General features: G+C 28.5%; 21 protein-coding genes and 6 pseudogenes. 17 read left to right on the forward strand and 10 right to left on the reverse strand.

Features of this window, described 5'->3' with window-relative positions; all coding sequences use genetic code 11:
• The first annotated feature begins 7 nt into the window (after positions 1-7).
• The 7 genes and pseudogenes from ACZ1HD_RS09160 to ACZ1HD_RS09190 all read left to right on the forward strand — a co-directional run bounded on the left by ACZ1HD_RS09160 (position 8) and on the right by ACZ1HD_RS09190 (position 5,693).
• Positions 8-283, forward strand: coding sequence for a riboflavin synthase subunit beta (locus ACZ1HD_RS09160; protein ID WP_077809441.1), 276 nt, complete (start codon positions 8-10; stop codon positions 281-283).
• A pseudogene (gene mutL, locus ACZ1HD_RS09165) lies at positions 283-2,095 on the forward strand (DNA mismatch repair endonuclease MutL). Before ACZ1HD_RS09160 ends, mutL begins: the two are co-directional and overlap by 1 nt.
• 2 nt (positions 2,096-2,097) lie before the next feature.
• Positions 2,098-2,861, forward strand: a pseudogene (locus tag ACZ1HD_RS09170) (rhomboid family intramembrane serine protease).
• Positions 2,827-3,681: a rhomboid family intramembrane serine protease gene (locus tag ACZ1HD_RS09175; protein WP_472687263.1), complete on the forward strand. Its 855-nt coding sequence runs from the start codon at positions 2,827-2,829 to the stop codon at positions 3,679-3,681. The pseudogene ACZ1HD_RS09170 and the gene ACZ1HD_RS09175 overlap by 35 nt, the downstream one beginning before the upstream one ends.
• A 1-nt stretch (position 3,682) precedes the next feature.
• Positions 3,683-4,123, forward strand: a complete 441-nt coding sequence (locus tag ACZ1HD_RS09180; RefSeq protein WP_472687264.1) for a hypothetical protein — start codon at positions 3,683-3,685, stop codon at positions 4,121-4,123.
• 55 nt (positions 4,124-4,178) lie between these two features.
• Entirely contained in the window at positions 4,179-4,697 is a 519-nt protein-coding gene (locus ACZ1HD_RS09185) for an endonuclease/exonuclease/phosphatase family protein (RefSeq protein WP_472687265.1), read from the forward strand.
• 42 nt (positions 4,698-4,739) lie between these two features.
• Positions 4,740-5,693, forward strand: coding sequence for an FAD-dependent monooxygenase (locus tag ACZ1HD_RS09190; protein WP_472687266.1), 954 nt, complete (start codon positions 4,740-4,742; stop codon positions 5,691-5,693).
• A gap of 230 nt (positions 5,694-5,923) precedes the next feature.
• Here the strand turns inward: ACZ1HD_RS09190 and ACZ1HD_RS09195 are convergent, their stop codons facing one another.
• A complete protein-coding gene (locus tag ACZ1HD_RS09195) occupies positions 5,924-6,214 on the reverse strand; it encodes an antibiotic biosynthesis monooxygenase family protein (RefSeq protein WP_472687267.1) in 291 nt (96 codons plus the stop codon).
• Between the two features lie 193 nt (positions 6,215-6,407).
• On the opposite strand from ACZ1HD_RS09195, the gene mtaB reads away from it, so the two are divergent.
• From mtaB to ACZ1HD_RS09210, 3 genes and pseudogenes are all read left to right on the forward strand, one after another.
• Positions 6,408-7,730 (forward strand): tRNA (N(6)-L-threonylcarbamoyladenosine(37)-C(2))-methylthiotransferase MtaB, encoded by a 1,323-nt coding sequence (mtaB, locus tag ACZ1HD_RS09200; protein ID WP_340933649.1) that lies wholly within the window; start codon positions 6,408-6,410, stop codon positions 7,728-7,730.
• 102 nt (positions 7,731-7,832) lie between these two features.
• On the forward strand, positions 7,833-8,459 hold the full coding sequence (locus ACZ1HD_RS09205; protein ID WP_472687268.1) for an alpha/beta hydrolase: 627 nt from the start codon (positions 7,833-7,835) through the stop codon (positions 8,457-8,459).
• A 47-nt stretch (positions 8,460-8,506) separates the two neighbouring features.
• Positions 8,507-9,408 (forward strand): annotated as a pseudogene (locus tag ACZ1HD_RS09210) (lytic transglycosylase domain-containing protein).
• Between the two features lie 9 nt (positions 9,409-9,417).
• Here ACZ1HD_RS09210 and ACZ1HD_RS09215 read toward each other — a convergent pair.
• The 9 genes and pseudogenes from ACZ1HD_RS09215 to ACZ1HD_RS09255 form a co-directional block, all read right to left on the reverse strand.
• Positions 9,418-9,615 carry a YwbE family protein gene (locus tag ACZ1HD_RS09215; RefSeq protein WP_340933642.1) on the reverse strand — a complete coding sequence of 66 codons (198 nt, stop codon included), beginning with the start codon at positions 9,613-9,615 and terminating at the stop codon, positions 9,418-9,420.
• A gap of 86 nt (positions 9,616-9,701) precedes the next feature.
• Complete coding sequence (locus tag ACZ1HD_RS09220) at positions 9,702-9,893, reverse strand: cold-shock protein (RefSeq protein ID WP_077809452.1); 192 nt, start codon at positions 9,891-9,893, stop codon at positions 9,702-9,704.
• Positions 9,894-10,009: 116 nt separating this feature from the next.
• Positions 10,010-10,950, reverse strand: a pseudogene (locus tag ACZ1HD_RS09225) (NAD(P)H-dependent flavin oxidoreductase).
• Positions 10,947-11,147, reverse strand: coding sequence for an energy transducer TonB (locus ACZ1HD_RS09230; protein WP_472689319.1), 201 nt, complete (start codon positions 11,145-11,147; stop codon positions 10,947-10,949). The pseudogene ACZ1HD_RS09225 and the gene ACZ1HD_RS09230 overlap by 4 nt, the downstream one beginning before the upstream one ends.
• A gap of 29 nt (positions 11,148-11,176) precedes the next feature.
• Entirely contained in the window at positions 11,177-11,755 is a 579-nt protein-coding gene (locus ACZ1HD_RS09235; RefSeq protein ID WP_472687269.1) for a toxin-antitoxin system YwqK family antitoxin, read from the reverse strand.
• The gene (locus tag ACZ1HD_RS09240; RefSeq protein ID WP_472689320.1) at positions 11,755-12,423 is read right to left on the reverse strand and encodes a T9SS type A sorting domain-containing protein; all 669 of its coding nucleotides are present in this window, start codon (positions 12,421-12,423) and stop codon (positions 11,755-11,757) included. Before ACZ1HD_RS09240 ends, ACZ1HD_RS09235 begins: the two co-directional genes overlap by 1 nt.
• Entirely contained in the window at positions 12,393-13,400 is a 1,008-nt protein-coding gene (locus tag ACZ1HD_RS09245) for a S8 family serine peptidase (RefSeq protein ID WP_472687270.1), read from the reverse strand. Before ACZ1HD_RS09245 ends, ACZ1HD_RS09240 begins: the two co-directional genes overlap by 31 nt.
• 72 nt (positions 13,401-13,472) lie before the next feature.
• A pseudogene (mnmA, locus tag ACZ1HD_RS09250) lies at positions 13,473-14,650 on the reverse strand (tRNA 2-thiouridine(34) synthase MnmA).
• Between the two features lie 71 nt (positions 14,651-14,721).
• Positions 14,722-15,330, reverse strand: coding sequence for a toxin-antitoxin system YwqK family antitoxin (locus tag ACZ1HD_RS09255; RefSeq protein ID WP_472687271.1), 609 nt, complete (start codon positions 15,328-15,330; stop codon positions 14,722-14,724).
• 199 nt (positions 15,331-15,529) lie between these two features.
• On the opposite strand from ACZ1HD_RS09255, the gene ACZ1HD_RS09260 reads away from it, so the two are divergent.
• The 7 genes and pseudogenes from ACZ1HD_RS09260 to ACZ1HD_RS09290 all read left to right on the forward strand — a co-directional run bounded on the left by ACZ1HD_RS09260 (position 15,530) and on the right by ACZ1HD_RS09290 (position 21,418).
• A complete protein-coding gene (locus ACZ1HD_RS09260; RefSeq protein ID WP_472687272.1) occupies positions 15,530-16,081 on the forward strand; it encodes an adenylosuccinate lyase in 552 nt (183 codons plus the stop codon).
• Positions 16,082-16,126: 45 nt separating this feature from the next.
• A complete protein-coding gene (gene purB, locus ACZ1HD_RS09265) occupies positions 16,127-17,470 on the forward strand; it encodes an adenylosuccinate lyase (protein WP_472687273.1) in 1,344 nt (447 codons plus the stop codon).
• Between the two features lie 90 nt (positions 17,471-17,560).
• On the forward strand, positions 17,561-17,956 hold the full coding sequence (locus tag ACZ1HD_RS09270) for a hypothetical protein (protein ID WP_472687274.1): 396 nt from the start codon (positions 17,561-17,563) through the stop codon (positions 17,954-17,956).
• A gap of 1 nt (position 17,957) precedes the next feature.
• Positions 17,958-18,721 (forward strand): annotated as a pseudogene (locus tag ACZ1HD_RS09275) (TerC family protein).
• Between the two features lie 103 nt (positions 18,722-18,824).
• Positions 18,825-19,043 carry a hypothetical protein gene (locus tag ACZ1HD_RS09280; protein WP_472687275.1) on the forward strand — a complete coding sequence of 73 codons (219 nt, stop codon included), beginning with the start codon at positions 18,825-18,827 and terminating at the stop codon, positions 19,041-19,043.
• Between the two features lie 81 nt (positions 19,044-19,124).
• Positions 19,125-20,741 (forward strand): TonB-dependent receptor, encoded by a 1,617-nt coding sequence (locus ACZ1HD_RS09285; RefSeq protein WP_472687276.1) that lies wholly within the window; start codon positions 19,125-19,127, stop codon positions 20,739-20,741.
• Entirely contained in the window at positions 20,684-21,418 is a 735-nt protein-coding gene (locus ACZ1HD_RS09290; protein ID WP_472689321.1) for a TonB-dependent receptor, read from the forward strand. Before ACZ1HD_RS09285 ends, ACZ1HD_RS09290 begins: the two co-directional genes overlap by 58 nt.

Raw genomic sequence — 21,418 nt, forward strand, 5'->3', positions numbered from 1 at the left:
TAAAATTATGGGATTTCTAAAAAGAACAAATAAAAAATTTGATTATCAACCTCGCTATTATAAAGGAGAAGGAAACCCTTTTAAAATAGAGCACAAATTAGATCAGTTCAGAACAACTGCCGGAAAAAATAAAAATCTTAAAGGTAAGTTTCATGATGCTATTGGAGATTTAAAAAATTCTGATAAGAAAACAAATAGAACTTTAATTATTATAATTTCTATTTTAGTTTTAATCTTTCTTTACATAATAGACTTCGACTTATCTATATTTATAAATAATTAATGTCTGATATTATTCAACTTTTACCAGATCATGTAGCAAATCAAATTGCTGCAGGAGAAGTGGTACAACGTCCTGCATCTGTAGTTAAAGAATTACTAGAAAATGCAATAGACGCTGGTGCAACAAATATTAAATTACTAATTAAAGATGCAGGAAAAACTTTAATACAAGTAATTGATGACGGTAAAGGCATGAGTACTACCGATGCAAGAATGAGTTTTGAGCGTCATGCAACTTCAAAAATTCAGAAAGCAGAAGATTTATTTAATTTAAATACCAAAGGTTTTAGAGGTGAAGCTTTGGCTTCTATTGCTGCTATTGCTCATGTAGAATTAAAAACAAAACCTAAAGGAGAAGAATTAGGTACTTGCATTAAAATAGAAGGAAGTAAAATAATTTCTCAAGATTTTATTTCTACCGGTGAAGGAACAAGTTTAGCTGTTAAAAATCTATTTTATAACATTCCTGCTAGAAGAAATTTTTAAAATCTGATACTGTAGAAACGCGTCATATTATAGACGAGTTTCAACGAGTTGCTTTGGCACATTCTAGCATTTCTTTTTTGTTACACCATAATAACAATGAGGTATATCATCTTAAAAGCGGAAATTTAAGACAAAGAATAGTAGCTGTTTTTGGTACTAAAATGAATGAAAAATTAGTTCCGATAGATGAAAAAACAGATATTGTTGCTATTGAAGGTTTTGTAGCAAAGCTGAATTTTCTAAAAGAAAAAGGGGCGAACAATTCTTTTTTGTAAATAACAGATTTATTAAAAGTTCTTATTTAAACCATGCAGTAGTTAGTGCTTTTGACGGTTTATTAGAACAAGGTTCGCATCCCTCCTATTTTTTGTATTTACAAGTTCCTGCAAATACAATAGATATTAACATTCATCCTACTAAGACAGAAATTAAGTTTGATAATGAGAAGGCGCTTTATGCTATGCTAAGAGCAACTGTTAAACATAGTTTAGGCCAATACAATGTAGCACCTGTTTTAGATTTTAATAGAGATGCAAATTTAGATACACCTTACAATTTTAAATCTAGCACTAAAACCGCTGCGGTACCAACTATATCGGTTAATCCAGATTTTAATCCTTTTAAAGAAGAACAAAATACGCAGCCAAACTTTAATTACAAAAGAGAAAAACAAACAGAAAGTTGGGAATCTTTATATACTAACATAGAGAGCACAGAAACTAATAAAACAGAAAGCTTATTTGAACAAGTTGAAGAAGAAAAGACTCAAAAGACTTTTCAAATACAGCGTAAATATGTAATGAGTTTGATTAAATCTGGCGTTGTTTTAATCAATCAATCGTTAGCACATCAAAGAGTGTTATACGAACAATTTTTAGAAAGTATTACCGTTAAAGAAGCAAACAGTCAGCAATTGCTATTTCCTGTTAAAATTTCATTTTCATCAGCAGAAATAGAAATGATATATACTATAAAATCAGAATTAGAAAATGCTGGTTTTTCTTTTGATGAATTTACAAAAGATAGTGTTACAATTAAAGGTATACCGGTTTCGGTAACAGAAAGTAAAATAACAATTATTTTAGAAGAATTGTTAAATGATATGAATTTAGAAGTACCGGATGCTAGTTTTAGTCATTTTGATGTAATGGCAAAATCTTTTGCCAAAACTCTATCTATAAAAACAGGTACTCTTCTTTCAGAAAAAGAACAAGAAAGTCTTGTAAACAACTTATTTTCTTGTAAAGAACCTACTATTTCTCCGTTTGGAAAAGCTACTTTTAAAACACTAACTTTAAACCAAATAGATAATTTATTTAATAGTTAATTATGAATAAAATTACAGACGGAATTAAACATCTAATTATAATAAATGTTATTTTATTTATAGCTCCTCAGTTTTTAAAATTAGATCTTACTAATGTTTTAGCATTGCACTTCCCAAAAAATAGTCATTTCGGATTTTGGCAATATTTAACTCATATGTTTATGCATGCAAGCTTTCCGCATATTTTATTTAATATGTACGGTTTGTGGGCTTTTGGTACACCGTTAGAGCAAATGTGGGGCAAAAAGAAATTTTTATTCTTTTATTTTTCTGCTGGTTTAGGCGCTGGTTTAATTTATACTCTTGTAAACTATTATCAATTTAACGGAATTTATGATTTATTTATAAATGCTGGTTTAAATAATGTAGATGTAATTTCTATTTTAGAAAAAGGTTCTACTGCTGGTTTTAATGTAAACGCAGCGATAACACAAGCTCAGTTTGATAAAATTTATTCTTTATACCACATGCCTGCAGTTGGTGCTTCGGTGCTGTTTACGGTGTTTTAGTTGCTTTTGGATTGTATTTTAAAGATGCAAAATTGGCCTTATTATTCTTTCCGGTTCCAATTGCTGCTAAATACTTTATTCCGTTAATGATTTTAGGAGATTTATTTTTCGGAATGACCAACTATTCTGTTGGTAGTGTTGCTCATTTTGCACACATTGGTGGTGCTTTAATAGGTTTTATAATTGCCTACTATTGGAAAAAAATCAATTTAAAATTTCATAATGAGTTTTATAGACAATTTAAAATACAAGTATAAATCTGGTAATATTATAGAAAAACTAATCTATATAAATGTAGGTGTTTTTTTAGTAACACTTATTCTTAAGGTATTTTCTGGTTTATATAAAAGTAATCAGAATTTTGTTTTCGAGTGGTTTTCTTTAGATGACAAATTAAACATCTTTATATCAAGACCTTGGTCTATTATTTCTTACGGATTCTTGCACGCAGATTTTATTCACCTGTTGTTTAATATGATAACGCTATATTTTATAGGCAATCTTTTTATTCAATATTTTACTCAAAAACAAGCGCTAACATTTTATATTTTAGGAACCTTATTTGGCGGATTATTTTTTATGTTAAGTCAAAATTATTTTCCTTTATTTGATGGTGAATCTTCTAGATTGGTTGGTGCATCTGCCGGAGTATCAGCAATATTTATAGGTATTGTTACCTACATGCCAAATTATCAAATAAAAATACCTTTGTTAGGCTTTTTAAAATTATGGCACTTAGCAGTAATTTGGTTAGCTTTTGACTTTATCGGGTTAATTGGTGCTAATGCGGGTGGTAGTTTTTCTCATTTAGGTGGAAGTTTATTGGGCTTTTTGTATGTGAGACAAGCAAGTAATAAAAAAATCAACTTTTCTGAAATATTTTCTTCGCTATTTAAAAAGAAAGAAAAGAGATTAAAAACTGTTTATAATTCTAAGAGAGCTAAAAAAACGAAGCCAAAAACCAATAGTCTTAACCAAGAACAAGTTGATCAAATTTTAGATAAAATTAGTAAATCTGGTTACGACACGTTAACGAAACAAGAAAAAGAGTTTTTATTTAAACAAGGGAAAAAATAATATGAAAAACTTATCTTTTATAGACAAAGTTCTTTATTTATTGAACTCTCTTGCTGCAACACTACTGTTACTTTCTTACTTGTTGCCATTTATATCACCAAGTGTTGTTCCGGTATTTGCTATTTTAAGTTTATTTGTACCCTTTTTACTAATTATAAATCTTGTCTTTGTTATTTATTGGTTGTTGAAACTTAAACGTCAGTTTTTAATATCAATAATAGTTTTAATTGTTGGATGGCTTTTCACACCTCCTTTTTACAAAATTTCAAGTAATAATTCATCTTTAAATTCCGATTTAAAAGTGATGAGTTATAACGTAAAAGCTTTCGATTTATTTACAAAATCAAAAGACAGTAGCAACTTTTCTAATGGTTTTGATTTTATTTCTGATAAAAATCCAGACATTTTAGTTATTCAAGAATATTATAAATCAAAAAAATAAATTATCGTTTCCTTATAAATACATCAAACTTAGATCAAAAAAGAGTCAATATGGATTGGCAATTTATTCTAAATATAAAATTGTAAATTCAGGTTCGCTAGATTTAGATAGTAAAGGAAATAATATAATTTTTGCAGATATACTTAAGAATAAAGACACCATAAGAATTTATAACGTTCATTTCGAATCTCTAAGAATAAAGCCTAACGAAGAAAATTTTGGTGAAGAAAATTCAGAAAAATTAATAAAACGAGTTTCAAATTCATTTAAAAAACAAGCAGAACAAACCAATATTTTTTTAGCGCATGAGAAATTATGGACTGGTAAAAAAATTATAAGCGGAGATTTTAACAATACTTCTTACTCTTGGTTATATCATCAAATATCAGATAACAAAAAAGATGCTTTTATAGAAGCTGGTAAAGGTTTTGGTAAGTCTTTTTCTTATTGGTTTCCGTTAAGAATAGATTTTATTTTAACCGATAAAGATGCTATAGTTAATCAATTTTTAACTTTAGAAAACAAAAACTCAGACCACTTCCCTATTCTATCAAAAATTAATTGGAAAGATTAAGTAAATTAGCTAAAATTAACAAAAGAGATTCACCCAATAGCTATGATAAAAACTGATGTCTGTATTATTGGTGCTGGCCCATCGGGTGCAAGCACATCTTTGACTTTATCAAAGATGAAAATACCACATTATATCATAGATAAATCTACTTTTCCTAGAAATAAAACTTGTGGCGATGGATTGATTTTATATGCTTACAAAGCTTTACGCTTAATAGATGAAGGTTTGTTTGATAAATTTTTAAATCACCCTAAATTTATACATAGTAAAAATATTAAACTACATGTAAATAATAATGTAGATATCAACTTTAAAGAAAGTAAAGATCGGAACATGGTAATAACTTATGCTAAAAGATTCGATTTTGATGACTTTTTAGTTAAGAATATTTCTGATAAGTATGCTTCTTTTGATTTTGGTAATGGAGTTAAAAATATAACAGAACTTAAAGACGGTGTGCTCATCAAACTAAAAGACGGTAAAGAAATTTTAAGTAAAATTGTTATTGGCGCAGATGGTGTTAACTCTATTGTAAGTAGAAAACTAGCCGGAAATAAACTTCAAAAAAACTTAACATCTACATTTGTAAACGGTTATTTTAAAAATGTTACCAACTTATCTAAAACTAACGAAGCTGAAATAAGGATCATTTATAAAAAAATTCCATTATTTTTCTATATTTTTCCTCTTTCTGATGGATCTGTAAATATAAGTTTAGGCGGAAATGCAAAATTGGTATTAAAACATAATATTAATTTAGTGGAGCAAGTAGAATCAATAATTAAAAACCATCCTAAAGTAGCGTATAAATTTAAAAATGCTATTAAAATTGATTCGTGGCGAGGATGGAGTATTCCTTATAATTTTGGTAAAAATAAAGTATACGGAAATAGATTTATGTTGGTTGGTGATGCTGCTGGCTTAACAAATCCTTTTTACAAAGAAGGTGTTGGTACAGGAATGATGTCTCGGTATCATTTGTGCAAAATCTATTGAGGCTAGTCTAAAAAACAATGACTATAGTGAAGATTTTTTATCAACTTACTCTAAAAACTTAAAAAGTGAATTTGGTAGGTTATTAAAGTTTAGCCGTTTAATGCTTAAAGCTACAGAATTTAAATTTTTGTTTGGTTCAATAACTTATTTACTAAAAAATAGAATTCAAACAAAAGCAACAAAAATTATCAAAAGAAAAAGTTATTAGCTCTCAAAACCATATTCTCTTTCTACTTTACAAATACGTAAACGATATTTCTTGTACCATTTTTTCTCCCTAATTCTCTAGCTTCTGTATGTTCTACATTGTTTTTCCAAGCAATTATAGCCTCTAAAGAACTCCAATAAGAAATAGTAATACCAATACTTTTTCTAGCAGATTCGATACCTAAATAACCAGGTTGTTTTTTTGCCAACAGCTCCATTTTATCAGCCATTTCTTCATAACCTTTTATATTATCGGTTAAAATTGTTGAAAAAACTACAGCATAATATGGTGTTTTCAAATTATCAATTATCATTATAACATATTTTTAAACTCCAAAAATATAATTTAGAGATTAAAAAACGATTAATTAAGTTAAAAAATAAAATGTAATATCAAGTTAATGAATAGTTTATAATTTTACTATTTAACCATTTATTAATATGTAATCGATCCATTTTAAAAATCATCAATAAAATCGTACTTTTGCATTTGCAAAAATCATAAAAATGGTCGCAGAAAAAAAGGTAGCTTTTTATACTTTAGGTTGTAAACTTAACTTCTCTGAAACATCTACTATTGCTAGAAATTTTGTTAATGAAGGTTTTAAACGTGTAGAGTTTGAAGAGAAAGCAGATGTATATGTAATAAATACATGCTCTGTTACAGACAATGCAGATAAACGTTTTAAATCTATTGTAAAAAATGCTTTAAAGAAAAATGATGATGCATTTTTAATAGCTGTTGGTTGTTACGCGCAACTTAAACCAGAAGAATTAGCTGCAGTAGATGGTGTAGATTTAGTTCTTGGTGCAACAGAAAAATTTAATGTTACTTCTTACATAAATGATTTAACTAAAAACAATGTTGGTGAAGTACATTCGTGTGAAATTTCTGATGCCGATTTTTATGTTGGTTCTTATTCTATTGGAGACAGAACAAGAGCATTTTTAAAGGTTCAAGATGGTTGCGATTATAAGTGTACATATTGTACAATACCACTAGCTAGAGGAATCTCTAGAAGTGATACTTTAGAAAACGTAATTTCTAACGCCAAAGAAATTTCTTCTAAAGGTATTAAAGAAATTGTATTAACTGGGGTAAATATTGGTGATTATGGTAAAGGTGAGTTTGGTAATAAAAAACACGAACATACCTTTTTAGAACTTGTTAAAGAACTAGATAAAGTAGATGGAATTCATCGTTTAAGAATCTCATCTATAGAACCAAATCTATTAAAAGATGAAACTATAGACTTTGTTTCTAAATCTTCTTCTTTTGTACCTCATTTTCATATTCCTTTACAATCTGGTAGCGATGTTTTATTAAATAAAATGAAACGTAGATACTTAACAAATACTTATACAAATAGGGTTACTCGTATTAAAGAAGTTATGCCAAATGCTTGTATTGGTGTTGATGTTATTGTTGGTTTTCCTGGTGAAACAGACGAATTATTTTTAGAAACATATAATTATTTAAACGAAATGGATATTTCGTACTTACATGTTTTTACCTATTCTGAAAGACCTAATACAGAAGCTGTTGAATTTGAAGGCGTAGTTCCTAAAAAAGTAAGAGCAAAAAGAAGTAAAATGCTTAGAGGTTTATCTGCAAAAAAACGTAGAGCTTTTTACGAAAGTCAATTAGGTAATACTTTAACTGTTTTGTTCGAAAGTGAAAATAAAGAAGGATATATACATGGTTTTACAGAAAATTACGTAAAAGTAAAAACTCCATGGAATCCTGCATTGGTAAATACACTTCATAAAGTAGTCTTAACTGAAATAGACGAAGATGGTTCTGTGAGATTAAATTTTACAAATCTTTAAGATTAAATTAACATTAAGAAAAAGTAAATTTGGCATTTGTTTTGATGCTCTAATGTCGACAAAATACATATAATTTAAATGAATAAAACCCCTATATATTTTATGCCCGGTTTAGCTGCGGGTCCAGAAATTTTTGAAAATTTAGAATTAGATCCAGAAAAGTATACTTTTCATTATTTAAAATGGATCAAACCACTGGCTTTAGAAGAAGATATAGATAATTATGCATGCAGGTTAAGTGATGAAATTAAAGAAAAAAATCCTGTTTTAGTTGGTGTTTCTTTCGGCGGAATTATGGTACAAGAAATTGCCAAATTTGTAAATCCTAAGAAAGTAATTATTATTTCTAGTGTTAAAAATCAAGGCGAATTGCCTAAAAAATTTAAACTGGCAAAATTTACAAAGGTTTACAAGTTTTTTCCTACAGTAATTGTAGAGAATTTTGAAGATTATGCAAGGTATTTTCTTGGTAAATCTTTAAAGAAAAAAGCAGACTTATATAAGAAATATCTTTCTGTTAGAAGTAAGAAATACCTTAAATGGTCTATTTACAATGTTCTTAAATGGGAACAAATTAGTCCTTTAGAAGATATTGTACATATTCACGGAACTAAAGACACCGTATTTCCTATTAAAAATGTAAAAAACGCTATTGAAATCAAAGGCGGAACACATATCATGATATTAACCAAAGCAAAAAAATATCTAAGATTATTGATGACGTTTTAACTTTTAAACTAAAGTGTTTTCCATACATTTATGGTAAAATTGATATTATGAAATCTTTACAACGCATATTTTCTTTACTAAGTGTAACTCTTATAACCATCGTTTTTTTAACGGTGTACATAAATCTGATACAGATCCGGAAACACTTACACATAGAACTTACAAAATTAAATCTCTTAAATTACCTGAAGGATTAAACCTTGCAGGAGAAAGAGTTCCTTTAGAAATTAATGATGTAAGAGAAAGAATGGAACGCGAATTACTTGTAAATACCTATTGGCAATCAAATGGATTATTGCTTATAAAGAGAGCCAATAAATATTTCCCAATAATAGAACCATTATTAAAAAAATATAATTTACCTGATGATTTTAAGTTTTTAGCTTTAGCCGAAAGTGGTTTTACAGATGAAACTTCTTCTGTTGGTGCCGCGGGTATGTGGCATTTTATGAGAGCAACAGGTAAAGAATACGGATTAGAAATTAATAAAAACGTAGACGAACGTTATAATATTGAAAAATCTACTAGAGTTGCCGCCGAATACTTAAAGAAATCTAAAAACAAATTAGGTTCTTGGACGTTAGCTGCTGCTGCGTATAACGCTGGTAATTATGGTGTTTCTAAAAGATTAGAAACGCAACAAGTAAGCAGTTATTACGATGCTTTACTTCCTGATGAAACAGAGCGTTACATATTTAGGATAATTGCTTTAAAAGAAATAATTTCGAATCCAAAGAAATATGGATTTGTTTTCGAAGATTCTGATCTTTATACACTTGAAAAAACAAGAACAGTTAAGGTTGATACTGTAATTACCAACTTGACTAACTTTGCTAAAAACTACGGAATGAATTATAAAGAATTAAAAATTCACAATCCTTGGTTAAGAGAAAACAAATTAAATAATAAAAGTAGAAAGCTTTATGAAATTAAAGTTTTAGACAAATAGAAGAAAAACTTAATCTAGTATATTCTTTACTCTACCAACCAAACCAGATTCTAATTGTACTTTTATTCCGTAAGGATGGTTTTTAGATTTGGTTAATATTTTCTGTACAACACCTTTTGTTAATTCACCGGAAGATTGATGATGTTTTTGTACAATTTCTACAAAAATACCCAATTGTACATTTTTTCTTTGTCTACCATCTTTCATATTAATTTTTTAATGACTAAAATAAAAAAAGCCTATCAATAATTGATAGGCTTTTAGATAAAAATTTAACTAGTAATAATATATAATTATATAACTCTTACGTTTACTGCGTTTAATCCTTTTCTTCCATCTTGTAAGTCAAACTCAACTTCATCGTTTTCACGAATTTCGTCAACTAAACCTGACACATGTACAAAATGTTCTTTGTTTGTTCCTTCTTCAGTGATGAATCCGAATCCTTTAGATTCATTGAAAAATTTTACGGTACCTTTATTCATTATAATAATATTAAATATGTTGCTTGTTTAATTACTAACAACGTTTATTGAGTTACAAAGATAATGCCAATAAAATTAAATAACCAAGTTTATTTACTTTTATTTTAGAAAATAACTTAAATACTGGCAATTAATGCTTTAACAGTATTAAATTCAGCTACAATTTCATCTAAAACTTCTTTAGCTGGTTTAATTTTATGTATTAATCCGGCTACTTGCCCTATTTCTAATTCACCATTTTCTAAATCACCTTCAAACATTCCTTTTTTTGCACGTGCTCTACCTAAAAGATCTTTAATTTCTTCTAAAGTTGGATTTTGTTGATATAATTCTTGTATTTGATTGTAAAAATTATTTTTAACCAACCTAACTGGTGCCAATTCTTTTAATGTTAATTGTGTATCACCATCTTTAACATCAATAATAGTTTTCTTAAAATTAGAGTGTGCAGAAGATTCTTCTGTAGCCGCAAATCTACTACCAATTTGCACTGCATCTGCACCTAAAACCATTGCTGCAAGCATTCCTCTACCCGTTCCAATTCCTCCTGCTGCAATAACCGGAATTTTCAATTGCTCTTTAACCATTGGTATTAACGTAAAAGTTGTAGTTTCTTCTCGACCATTATGTCCACCAGCTTCAAAACCTTCACAAACTACGGCATCAACACCTGCAACCTCAGATTTTAATGCAAACTTTACAGAACTAACAACATGTACAACAGTAATACCTTTTTCCTTTAGAAAAGAAGTATAAGTTTTAGGGTTACCTGCAGAAGTAAAAACTATTTTAACACCTTCTTCAACAATAATTTCTATTATTTTTTCAATATCAGGATATAACATTGGTACATTAACACCAAAGGGTTTTGAAGTTGCTTTTTTACATTTCTGTATATGTTCTCTTAGAACTTCGGATACATCGAACCTGCACCAATTAGTCCTAATCCACCTGCATTTGATACTGCTGCAGCTAATTTATAACCAGATACCCAAATCATGCCGCCTTGAACTATAGGATATTTTATTTTAAATAATTCTGTTATTTTATTTGTCATAATTTAAAATTTATCTTTTGGACTATACTTGCTTCAACCAATCTATTTCTATCAATTGCTGGAGACCATCCTTTTATCGATTCAAAAAATGTAATGACTTCCTTCTGAAGTTTCAATGGTAAATCTCCATCTAGTGTTACATCAACTATATCGCCTAGTGTGTTAATTTTAAAATAAACATTTACAGTTCCATTAATTTTGTAAGTTAACTTATCTTTTAATTCTCTTAACTTTTTTTGAAAGCTTTTTCACCTCCTTTAAACTCAGCTTTTTGTCTACAAACAACATCTTCTTTATTAACAACATTACCTTTAATATCATAATAAATTTCACGAGTTAAAGTATCATTTTTAAAAATCGCTTTACCAGCTATTTTAGAATTGAAATGATAAACTTTAAAAAGACCTTCTTTTTTATTATTGAAATATCTTCCTTCGAGACTTAAATTACCATTATCAAACCATTGCTTATGCATTCCATGTATTTCACCTTTATGATTAAAATACATTAATCCTACAGTTTTACCATTACTGTTTATAGTTAAAGCTTGACCAATTTTAATCTTTTTATTCTTGGATTTATAGTGCACATAATGGAATATCTTTCCATTTTTCTTATATCTTCTACTTAGCCAAAGAGAATCAGTAACTTTTGTTAAAATTTCAAAAAAGTATGCTTTAGATTTATTTTCAACTACATTAAATTTGTTATCGTAAAAAGTAACAATCGAATCTTTTTGAGCATTCGACTTTGCATAACATAGAATAAATAATAATAGTAATAATTTTTTAATGTACTTGATCATTATTTTTTAATAAATTTAAGAGATTTTAAAGAAGTCCCATTTTTAATTTTCAACAAATACACCCCTGATTTTAAAGATGAAACATCTATATTTTTTTTATTTTCAAAGGTTAAAATCTTTTTACCAAGAATTGTATAAACTGAAACTTTAGTTTCATTTAAATGAAGATTATCAATAGTAATATTAAGCTCATTTAAAACCGGATTTGGATAAACTTCTATATCATTTATTGAATAATTTTCTGTGGATAAGCTTACTAAAAAACTATTGTAAGCAGTTTCAAAATTAGGAATACCGTAACCATGCTGATCTGTTGGATTATTAAATTTATCAGCAGATTCTATTATAGACTGTTTTAACTTTTGAATTCGATTGTTTAATTGTTTTGCTTGATCCTTTTTATTTGACGTTTTAAAAATTATATTTCCTGTATCATTTAAACAAGCTATTAAACCTGCCATTATTGGAGCAGAAAAAGAAGTACCACTAGCGCTTGAAACAGAATTATCTGTATGATTAATAATAGCCGATGCAGTACCCTGCGCTAAAATTTCTGGTTTAATTCTTCCATCAGAAGTTGGTCCAAAAGAACTAAAACCGGATATATTTCCGTTACTATCTACAGAACCTACAGTAATTACAGATACAGCATCTGCAGGTGCAGTAATATATTTCCAAGAATCAGTACCGAATTTCCGGCAGAATTAACAACTAAAATTCCGCGGTTTGCAGCAATTTCTGCTCCTCTAGATATAAATGTAGTTTTTCCATCCATATCATTATAATTATAACTGTAATCTGGATTATCAAAAGTAGAATACCCCAAAGATGTGTTTATTACATCAACACCTAAACTATCTGCTCTTTCTGCTGCCTCTACCCATAATGTTTCTTCTAACGGAACTTCTACAGCGACATTTTCTGTTCTAAATAAGTAGAATGAAGCATCTGGCGCTGAACCAACAAATTCATTTTCTATATAACCACCAATTGTAGAAAGTACATTTGTACCATGATTATGACCCGAATAAAAATTTGTACTTCTTTCTACAAAATCATAACCTCCTAAAATCTTATTATTATCTCTTAATCTTTGAAATGCCTGTAATGTATTTACGTTTGGAAAACCAGCGTCAATAACTGCTATAATTTGGTTTTTTGCGGTTAAATTAATTCCATGTAAAAAATCACCTTTTAACATTTCAATTTGATTTTTAGTACTTCCGTAGGTAAAATCAGTCATAGAATTATTAAATTTATTCTGATGATTTTGTTTGATTTTCTTACCCTTTCTTGCCGCTTGATTTAAAGATTTATTGGCATATTCTATATAATCTATAAAACTTAAATTTTGTTTAGCATTTTCAATATCACTTTGTGTAGCTTGAATATGAACTGCATTTAACCATTTAGAAGCACCTAAAACTGTTATACCATTAGTAGTTTTTAGTGTTTCTAAATATGTGTTTTCTAAAGGAACATCAATTAAACCAACCGCTATATTTAGTTTATTTCTTCTATCTAATGCTCTTTGAGATAACATTAGAAGCGGGTTTTCTAAATATGTTTCTGCACTAGGTTTATCTTTTAAAAACAACCAAGCATCTTCTTGAGCCTTTGCTTGAGAAAAAGTAATTGCAAACAAAAAAGTAGTAATTTTTTCATGTTTTCGAAATTACTACTTTTTTATGATTTTATAAATTTAAAGCTTACGAAATTACTCGGACCCGAGCAATTCTTCGTCTAAATACCAAGCAACAAATTGTCCTTCTTGTATTGCAGATTGTTTATTTTCAAATTCTACATACATACCTGTTTCAACTTTATGTAAAGTGGCTTTTTCTAAAGCCTGTCTGTATCTTATTCTAGCTTCGACGTCTAAAGTTTCGCCGGCTTTAAGCGTTAAATCTTCACGAATCCAATGAATTTCTTCATTAGAAACAAACAACACATTTCTATATAACCCTTGATGGTTTTTACCTTCACCTGTGTAAATAACATTTTCATTTACATCCGTTTCAATAACATACAAAGCCTCTTTTGTTCCGCCAACATTTAAACCTTTACGTTGTCCTTTTGTAAAATAGTGAGCTCCTTGGTGTTTACCAACAACTTTACCATCGTTTTTATGATAAGAAAACTTAGTAGCATAATACTTTAAAGCTGCTTCTTTATTTTCAAATTCTGGTGTTGGTTTTGTGTATTGTTCAAAATCTGAAGGAATTGTAACAATTTCACCAGTTTTAGGTTGCAATTTTTGCTGTAAAAACTCGGTAATCTAACTTTACCAATAAAACACAAACCTTGCGAATCTTTCTTTTCTGCAGTAATTAAATCTGCTTCTTTGGCAATTTCTCTAACTTGAGGTTTTGTTAATTCTCCTATTGGAAATAAAGCTTTTGTTAATTGCTCTTGCGATAATTGACACAAAAAGTAAGATTGATCTTTGTTATTATCTTTACCAGCTAATAATTTATAAACAGATTTACCGTTCATAATTTCTTCTCCTTTTCTGCAATAATGACCCGTTGCAACATAATCTGCACCTAACTTTAAGGCAATGTCCATAAAAACATCAAACTTAATTTCTCTATTACAAAGTACGTCCGGGTTTGGTGTTCTTCCTTTAGAATATTCATCGAACATATAATCCACAATACGCTCTTTATATTGTTCGCTTAAATCTACCACTTGAAACGGAATACCTAACTTTTCTGCAACAATCATTGCATCATTACTATCTTCTAACCATGGGCACTCATTAGAAATAGTTACAGAATCATCGTGCCAATTTTTCATAAAAAGCCCAATAACTTCGTAACCTTGTTCTTTTAATAAATGTGCAGTAACACTAGAATCTACACCACCGGAAAGACCAACAACTACTCTTTTCATTATCTATTTTTGAGTTTGCAAATGTACGAATTAGAAATGGTTTTTAAAGATTGAAAAAATTGATAGATATATTAATTTATGTTATCTATTAATTGTCTTTTTTTCGTGTAAACGTACTTTTTTCTTTTTTCTAAATCTGTAGCAAGTTCTCCGTCTAAATAATATTCCCATTTACCAACTCGAACACCATTTTTATAAGTTCCGGTTTCTTTAAGATTACCATTCAATTCAAAATATTTTGCTAATCCGTTTGGTTTACCTTCTTTATATGTAACTTCTTCAATTAAAACTCCTTTACTAGAATATTTACTAGTTACACCATCTAACAATCCGTTTTTATAAGTAGCAAATTCAGTGACTTGTCCGTTAGGATAATATACCAACTGTTCGCCATCGAGTTTTCCATTTTTATAATTTTCTTCAGACATTAAAGTTCCGTCAGGATAAAAATATTGCCAATTCCCTACTCTTTTTCTATCATTTAAAACGCCTTCAGTTTTAATCTTTCCTTTTAAAGTGTAAAATTGAACAAAAAGAGAATCAGAATCCTCAAAAAATGTTTTTATGATAACAGGATGCTCAGAAGTTCTTATGTCGTAAAACTTAAAAACACCAACTTCTTTTCCGTTTTTAAACTGGCCAGTATAACGCACACGCTTATTAGGATAATATTTTTCCAAACACCAGTTCTTTTCTTATTCGCATCAAACTGATTTATTTTTTGAGCATTGATTCTTTCAGTTGTTAAAAAACAAGAGAAAAAGCATAAAATCAAAAACAGTCTTTTTATATTTATCATTTAAACAAAATTTTTAAAACAAATATACATTAATAGTGCCAAATTCAAATTTACTTTATATAACTGAGCAACTTAATAATATGGCAAATCCAAAAAGAGATAACCGCCAAAGAGTTGCAAATATTGTATTAGATAATCCAGATTTATTTAAAGATTTGATAACTATTACTTTTAATGTTGATGATAAAACATCTATTAAAGCTGCTTGGATTTTAGAATGGATTTGCACACATAATCACATAAACTGGATTTTACCACATTTAGATACTTTTACAACTGAAATTTACAATGTAAAATTTGATAGCGCTATAAGACCTTGTGCTAAAATTTGTGAACATTTGGCTACTGCTAATTATGCAAAAAAAGAAAATGATGTTCAAAAAACATTAACCAAAAAACATATAGACAACATCGTTGAAACAGGATTTGATTGGTTAATTACACCACAAAAAATTGCGGTTAGAGCTTATACAATGAATACTTTATACTTTTTTGGCTTAGAAAAAGAGTGGATTCATCCTGAATTAAAACATTTAATACAAACAAAAATTATACACGAAAGCAAAGGCTGTAAAGCTCGCGGTAATCACATTTTAGCAATGATAGAAAAACATCAAAAATCGAGTTTATAAATCTGTTAAATTACCTATTTTTGCAATTAACAACATAACTAAAAAATGAACTTAACAAAATTAAATGCCATCTCACCTATTGATGGTCGTTATAGAGGTAAAATTGATAAACTTGCAAACTATTTTTCTGAAGAAGCTTTAATTAAATATAGAGTTCGCGTAGAAATAGAATATTTTATCGCTTTATGCGAAATTCCTTTACCACAATTAGAAAGTTTTGATACTTCTCTTTTTGAAGAATTACGTAAAATTTATACAGAATTTACAGCTGAAGATGCGCAGAAAATTAAAGATATCGAAAGCATTACAAACCATGATGTAAAAGCTGTAGAATATTTTATCAAAGAAAAATTTGATGCTTTAAATTTACAAGAATTTAAAGAATTTATCCACTTCGGATTGACGTCTCAAGATATTAATAATACTGCTGTTCCGCTTTCTATAAAAGAAGCAATGAATGATGTTTATGTACCTCAATATTTTGAAGTTTTAGAAAAACTACAAGAATTGGTTACAGAATGGGCAGATATTTCTATGTTGGCAAGAACTCATGGTCAACCAGCTTCTCCTACAAGATTAGGAAAAGAAATAGAAGTTTTTGTGGTTCGTTTAAAAGAACAATTCAATTTGTTAAATGATATACCAAGTGCAGCTAAATTTGGTGGCGCAACAGGTAATTATAATGCACATAAAGTTGCTTATCCTACAATAGATTGGAAAGAATTTGGAACTACTTTTGTACAAGAAAAACTAGGTTTACAGCATTCTTTTCCAACAACTCAAATAGAACACTACGACCATATGGCTGCTTTGTTTGATACTTTAAAACGTATCAATACAGTAATTATAGATTTAGACAGAGATTTACGGACCTATGTTTCTATGGATTATTTTAAGCAAAAAATTAAAGCTGGTGAAGTAGGTTCTTCTGCAATGCCACATAAAGTTAACCCAATCGACTTCGAAAATTCTGAAGGAAATTTAGGTTTGGCTAATGCTATTTTCGAACATCTTTCTGCAAAATTACCAATTTCTAGACTACAAAGAGATTTAACAGATAGTACAGTTTTACGTAATGTTGGTGTACCTTTTGGTCATACCATTATCGCATTTACATCTACTTTAAAAGGTTTAAATAAATTGTTATTAAACAAAGAAAAGTTCGAGCAAGATTTAGAAAATAATTGGGCTGTTGTTGCAGAAGCAATACAAACAATTTTAAGAAGAGAAGCATATCCTAATCCTTATGAAGCTTTAAAAGGATTAACTAGAACAAACGAAAAAATAAATCAAAATTCTATTGCGAATTTTATAGATACGTTAGAAGTTTCTGATGAAATTAAAAACGAATTAAAAGCAATAACACCAACAAATTATACAGGTATTTAAAATGATAAAAACAGAAAAAAAGATAGAGAAAAAAGAGGTTTCAACATTTATTTTTAAAAGAAATAAAGGCATTGTTTTGTCTCTTTTTTCTTGTCTTTTTTTCTAATATTAGCTTCTTGTAAAGCTGAAAAAGGTGATCCGGATAGATTTAAACAAGGTGTTTTCGAAATTCCTGCCGGAGACGGTTATAGTAAAACTAAAATTACTAGAATCGATAGTTTGCAAATAGAAGAGTACGATAAAATTGTAAGTATTTCTGCAGATAGTTTAACCACAGAAAAAAGAATTAAACATATAGATACTTTATACATTAAATGGAAAAGTAATTTTTTCTATTCTTTAAAAATGAAATCACCAAAAAAGCAGTTAGACAAAGATGCTATTTATGTGCAAATAACTAAGATTAAAGACAGTTCTTACGATTTTTCTGCTAAAATAGGATTCAGTAAATTTTTAACCGACGGTACTATTTATAAAATAAAATAACATGGAAATATTTCTAAATGCAGATACTTGGGTAGCACTACTAACATTAACGTTTTTAGAAATAATTTTAGGTATAGATAATATTATATTTATATCAATATCTGCCAACAAATTACCAGAAAATCAAGTAAGAAAAGCAACAATTTTAGGTTTGGCCTTAGCAATGATTACGAGAATCATTTTGCTATTTGGTGTATCTTATTTAATTGCTTTAAAAGATCCTTTTTTAAAAATAGATATCGATTGGTTTAAAACAGGTATTACTGGTCAAAGTATAATTTTATTTTTAGGTGGATTATTTCTATTATACAAAAGCACAAAAGAAATAAGACAAAAAGTAGAAAACACAAACGAAGATGAAGTACTAAAATCACCAAAAGTAATTTCTTTTTCTAGTGTAATTATTCAAATAATATTAATAGATATTGTTTTTTCTTTTGATAGTATTCTTACCGCAGTTGGTATGACTAACGGAATCGAAGGTGCACTTATAATTATGATTATTGCAGTAATTGTCTCGATTCTTATTATGATGATTTTTTCTAAACCAATAAGTAATTTCGTAAATAAAAATCCAACAATTCAAATGTTGGCGCTTTCTTTTTAATTTTAATTGGCTTTATGCTTATTACAGAAGCTGCACATTTATCGCATACAGAAATTTTTAACAAAACTGTAGGAGCTATTCCTAAAGGATATTTGTACTTTGCGATTGCTTTTTCTTTAGGAGTAGAAATGCTGAATTTAAAAATTAGAAAAAAGTAATTTTATCAAAGGTTTTAAACAACATATCAGTTTTTTATTTTTGTTCGTATTGATGTTTCCTGCATCAATACAAATAACCCACGCGCTAGAAAATCATGACCATGTGGTTTGTTCATCAAAAGTAGAGCAACACTTACATCAAGATTCTTTAAATTGTGATGAACTGCACAAACAATTAATAACATTTAACTTTACTTTTAATTCATTCGAATTAACAAACATAGAAATATACAAAAGTAATTTTATATCAAAAAAAATTAGATTTAAAGAAGTAAAAATTTCTAAAAAATCTTCTAGAGCACCACCTAAATTTACTATTTAGAACTATATACCTATACCCTACTAATTATTTTTCAATATAATTTTCTAGGAAAATCTTCTATTTAATAGTAAATACATTACAATGAAATCATATTTAAAACTGCTATTTTTAACGGCATTTATATCTGTGAATGCTCAAAATAGCATTTCAGGAAAAATTACAGACACTAATAACAATGCACTAATTGGTGTAGAAATTCATGCACAAGAAATTCACAAAGGAACTATAACTAATAATGATGGTTTTTATAAATTAAAAAACATCCCAAACGGAAAAATTAAATTAACATTTACTTATTTAGGTTATAAAACTGTATCTAAAAATGTAGATTTAAACGATAACAACCTAGAAATTAATTTACAATTAGTTGAAACATTTTATGAAATAGACGAAATTATTGTTTCTACTCCTTTTAATAAATTGCAATCAGAAAATGTGATGAAAGTTGAAAGACTTTCTGCAAATAAATTGCAAAAATTAGGAGCTACAACATTATCCGAAGGAATTGTAAATATTGCAGGAGTTTCTCAAATCTCTACCGGAAATTCTATTGGTAAACCTGTTATTAGAGGTTTAAGCGGTAACAGAGTTTTGGTTTACACACAAGGTATTCGTTTAGAAAATCAGCAATTTGGTGGCGAACACGGTTTAGGTATTAATGATGCCGGTATTGGTTCTGTAGAAGTAATTAAAGGTGCTGCATCTTTACTTTATGGTTCTGATGCATTAGGTGGTGTTTTATATCTAAATCCAGAAAAATTTGCTTCTTCAAATAAAACAAAAGTTAATATCAATCAGCGTTACTTTAATAATACTTTAGGAACAAATACATCGGTAGGAGTTAAAAGTTCTTTAGAAAATTGGAAGTTTTTAGCAAGAGGAACTTATGCAAATCATGCAGATTATAAAATACCTACAGATAAAAGAGTTACAAATACACGTTTTAACGAAAAGGATTTTAAATGCGGAATTGCATATTCTAAAAATAAATTTACATCAGAATTAAGATACAATTACAACAAATCTAATTTAGGTTTAACAGAAGGAATCGGTCTACAGTCAACAAGTAATGATTTATTAGAACCGTTTCAAACAATAGACAATCATATTATAAGCTCTCATAACCACTTCTTTTTTGGAGATTCTAAATTAGATATCGATTTAGGTTATACTTTTAATGATAGACAAGAGTTTGAAGAACATGAAGAGCACGATGACCATGAGGAAGATGAAGATGAAGACGACCACGATCATGACCACGCAGATAAAGACCATGATGAAGAAAATGAAGAAGCTGCTTTAAGAATGAAATTAAAAACATTTACCTACAATGCAAAATATCATTTCCCTAAGATTGGAAGCTTAGAAATTTTATCCGGCATACAAGGTTTACACCAAACAAATACTAATTTTGGTGAAGAAATTTTAATACCAAATGCTACCGTAAATGACTTCGGAATTTTTACAACCGCAAATTACACATGGAATAACAATACTTTACAAGCTGGTATTCGCTTTGATAATAGAAAAATTGATTCAGAAAGACATGAAGTTGCTCATGATGATGAAATACATGTTTTTGAGGCTGTAAATAAATCTTACAACAGTTTTACAACTTCTTTAGGTTTTAAAACTTCATTATCAGATCAAATTACAACAAGAATAAATGTTGCTTCGGATTTAGAGCTCCTAACCTAGCAGAATTAAGTTCTAACGGAGTGCATCATGGTACAAATAGATTTGAAAAAGGAAATAGTGATTTGGTAAATGAAAAAAATGTACAATTAGATCTTTCTTTAGAATACAAAACAGAACATTTCGAGGTATTTGCTAACGGATTTTACAATCATTTAAACGATTATATATTTATAACGCCTACGGATGAAATTGAAGATGGTGAACAAGTATTTACGTATATTCAAGAAAATGCAAAATTGTATGGTGGTGAATTTGGTTTCCATTTACATCCGCATCCACAAGATTGGTTGCATTTAGAAAGTACTTTCGAAACTGTAATTGGTAAACAAAAAAATGGAGATTATTTACCGCTAATACCTGCTAATACTTGGAGAAATACCTTTAGAACAGAATTTAATTATAAAGACTGGTTAACGCAAGGTTATACTTCTATTACATTAGAAAGTACTTTTTCTCAAGAAAATGTAAGCTCTTTTGAAACCCCAACTAGCAATTATAATTTATTAAATTTTGCTTTAGGTGGAGATGTTTCTATAAGAAATGTAAAATTTACAGGTTCACTTAGCGTTAATAATTTATTAAATAAAAAATATATCAATCATTTATCTCGATTAAAAAATGATGGAATATTTAACCAAGGTAGAAATGTAGTTTTAGGAATTAATGTTCATATTTAA

The organism is Polaribacter sp. HA6-7 (assembly GCF_055693625.1).

What these genes read in the sequence shown, in the direction of transcription:
- ACZ1HD_RS09195 (WP_472687267.1), bottom strand. Translation starts at nt 6,214, where the DNA reads ATGATAATTGATAATTTGAAAACACCATATTATGCTGTAGTTTTTTCA.
- purB (WP_472687273.1), top strand. Translation starts at nt 16,127, where the DNA reads ATGAACTTAACAAAATTAAATGCCATCTCACCTATTGATGGTCGTTAT.
- ACZ1HD_RS09215 (WP_340933642.1), bottom strand. Translation starts at nt 9,615, where the DNA reads ATGAAAGATGGTAGACAAAGAAAAAATGTACAATTGGGTATTTTTGTA.
- ACZ1HD_RS09205 (WP_472687268.1), top strand. Translation starts at nt 7,833, where the DNA reads ATGCCCGGTTTAGCTGCGGGTCCAGAAATTTTTGAAAATTTAGAATTA.
- ACZ1HD_RS09220 (WP_077809452.1), bottom strand. Translation starts at nt 9,893, where the DNA reads ATGAATAAAGGTACCGTAAAATTTTTCAATGAATCTAAAGGATTCGGA.
- mtaB (WP_340933649.1), top strand. Translation starts at nt 6,408, where the DNA reads ATGGTCGCAGAAAAAAAGGTAGCTTTTTATACTTTAGGTTGTAAACTT.
- ACZ1HD_RS09235 (WP_472687269.1), bottom strand. Translation starts at nt 11,755, where the DNA reads ATGATCAAGTACATTAAAAAATTATTACTATTATTATTTATTCTATGT.
- ACZ1HD_RS09175 (WP_472687263.1), top strand. Translation starts at nt 2,827, where the DNA reads ATGAGTTTTATAGACAATTTAAAATACAAGTATAAATCTGGTAATATT.
- ACZ1HD_RS09285 (WP_472687276.1), top strand. Translation starts at nt 19,125, where the DNA reads ATGAAATCATATTTAAAACTGCTATTTTTAACGGCATTTATATCTGTG.
- ACZ1HD_RS09260 (WP_472687272.1), top strand. Translation starts at nt 15,530, where the DNA reads ATGGCAAATCCAAAAAGAGATAACCGCCAAAGAGTTGCAAATATTGTA.
- ACZ1HD_RS09160 (WP_077809441.1), top strand. Translation starts at nt 8, where the DNA reads ATGGGATTTCTAAAAAGAACAAATAAAAAATTTGATTATCAACCTCGC.
- ACZ1HD_RS09180 (WP_472687264.1), top strand. Translation starts at nt 3,683, where the DNA reads ATGAAAAACTTATCTTTTATAGACAAAGTTCTTTATTTATTGAACTCT.
- ACZ1HD_RS09190 (WP_472687266.1), top strand. Translation starts at nt 4,740, where the DNA reads ATGATAAAAACTGATGTCTGTATTATTGGTGCTGGCCCATCGGGTGCA.